Below are 1,955 nucleotides of genomic sequence, written 5' to 3'. Positions count from 1 at the left end.
TCACCCGACGGCACACACACCACCCGCGAATCCCCACCCGGATCCGCCACCATCGACTCCAACACCACCCGAAACATCCCCGCCAAACGCACCAAACCCGCCGACCCGAACACCCGCGCATCAGCGACGAGGTCGAGGAAGCCGCTGGCCGCGGTGACCTGGAGGGCGAACTCGGTGCCACCCTCACCGGCGACGGCCTCGAAGCCGACCTGTTCCTCGCTGTCGGTGTTGGCACGACGGAACTCGGTGTAGTCGAAGACGACATCGATGGGGTGCACGTCGGCACCGGTCAGCCGCCGCACCGCCGGCAACGGGAACCGCCGATGCGGCCACAACTCCACCTCACCGTCGAACACCGACCGCACCAGATCCCGCCACGAACCCACACCCCGCTCATGACCGAACGGCAACACATTGATGTACATCCCATGCACCCGCTCCGCACCCCGCACCTCCGGCCGCGCATCACACACCAAACCCGTGTGAAAACGCCGCTCATCGGTCAACTGACTCATCACCTTCAAATGAGCCGCGTGCAGAACAGCCTTGGGTGACACCTCGAGCGCCGAGGCCAGAGCGCGGATCCGTGGGTCGAGGTCCTGGTAGCTGATCCGGTGCCGCAGCACGGTCCCGGGAGTCGCGGACTTCTCGCCCCAGCCCGTCGGTGGGGTGAATCTGGCGTGGTCGGAGATGATCTTTCGCCAGTACGCCTCGTCGTCCGCCGAGGCCAGCGCCGCCCGCTCGCCGGCGACGAAGTCGGCGTACCGGACCGCGATCGGCTCCGGCGCCTCCGGCGCCATGCCCACACAGCGCCGCTCGTAGCAGCTGAGCAGCTCGGCCAGCAGGGTGTTCAGGTCCCAGCCCCCGGTCACCAGGTGGCTGATCGCCACGGTGAGCCACCATCCGCCGTTGGTGCCGACGTGAGCGCTGACCCGCAGCAGTGGGGCAGGGTGCTCGGCGTCGAATGGTCGGGCCCGCTCGGCGTCGACGTATCCGCGCAGGTGCGCCTCGGCCCGCTCCTCGTCCAGACACAGGATCCGTACGTCGACGGGGGCCTGGGCGTGCACGAGCTGCAGCGGCACCGAGTAGGTGTGCGGGTCGAACGACGTGCGCAGGGTCTCGTGCCGGTCGACGATGTCGTGCACCGCCGCCGTGAGCGCGTCGGCCGAGAAGGGCTGGCGACTGTGCGCCCGGAAGCAGCGGACGATGTGGTACAGCGACCGCGTCGGGTCCTTCTGGATCTCCACCAGCATGCCGAGTTGCACCTGGGCGATGGGATAGGCGTCGGTGAGGCCGGCGGGCAGGGCGGCCCGGTCGGCGTCGTCGAGCAGCGCGAACGGGGCCACCGGCTGGAACTCCGGTGCGACCTCGGCGGTGTCCTTGGCCGTCAGGTGCGCGGCGAGCGCGGCGACAGTGCGGTGCACGAAGACGTCCCGGACGCCAACGGGGAAACCGGCTCCCCGGAGCGCGCCGACCAGGGCCACCGCTCGCAGTGAGTCGCCGCCGAGGTCGAAGAAGCTGTCCACCACGCTGACGCTGTCCAGCTTCAGCACGCGTGCCCAGATCTCTGCGAGCTGTCGCTCAAGATCGGTACGCGGGGCCACGTGCACCCGGCCGGTCGCCCCGACCGACGCGGCCAGGGCGGCCCGGTCGACCTTGCCGTTGGCGTTCAGTGGAATCGACTCCACCACCATCAGATCCGCCGGGATCATGTACTCCGGCAGCCGGCTCGCACATTCCTGCCGCACCCGGGCGGACAGACCGGCGTCCGGCCCTTCGGGCACGTAGAAGGCGAGCAACCGCGCCTCTTCCGGATGGACCAGGGCCACCGTGTCGCGGACGCCGGCCACCGCGCCGATTACCGACTCGATCTCACCCAACTCGATCCGGTAACCACGAACCTTCACCTGATGATCAACCCGGCCCACGAACTCCACCGCACCATCAGCCAACCG

At 69.2% G+C, this 1,955-nt stretch carries 1 protein-coding gene; it reads right to left on the bottom strand.

All coding sequences use genetic code 11. The features are described 5' to 3' along the window. On the bottom strand, positions 1-1,907 hold a 1,907-nt coding region (locus ABZT18_RS32080), incomplete at its 3' end, for a condensation domain-containing protein (RefSeq protein WP_355253287.1). Positions 1,908-1,955 lie beyond the last annotated feature (48 nt).

Origin of the sequence: Micromonospora sp. NPDC005291, from assembly GCF_040607415.1 — a bacterium.
In the GTDB taxonomy this organism is placed as follows: domain Bacteria; phylum Actinomycetota; class Actinomycetes; order Mycobacteriales; family Micromonosporaceae; genus Micromonospora.
Note: the sequence above shows the minus strand (reverse complement) of the source record. Positions and strands in the feature narration are given on the sequence as shown.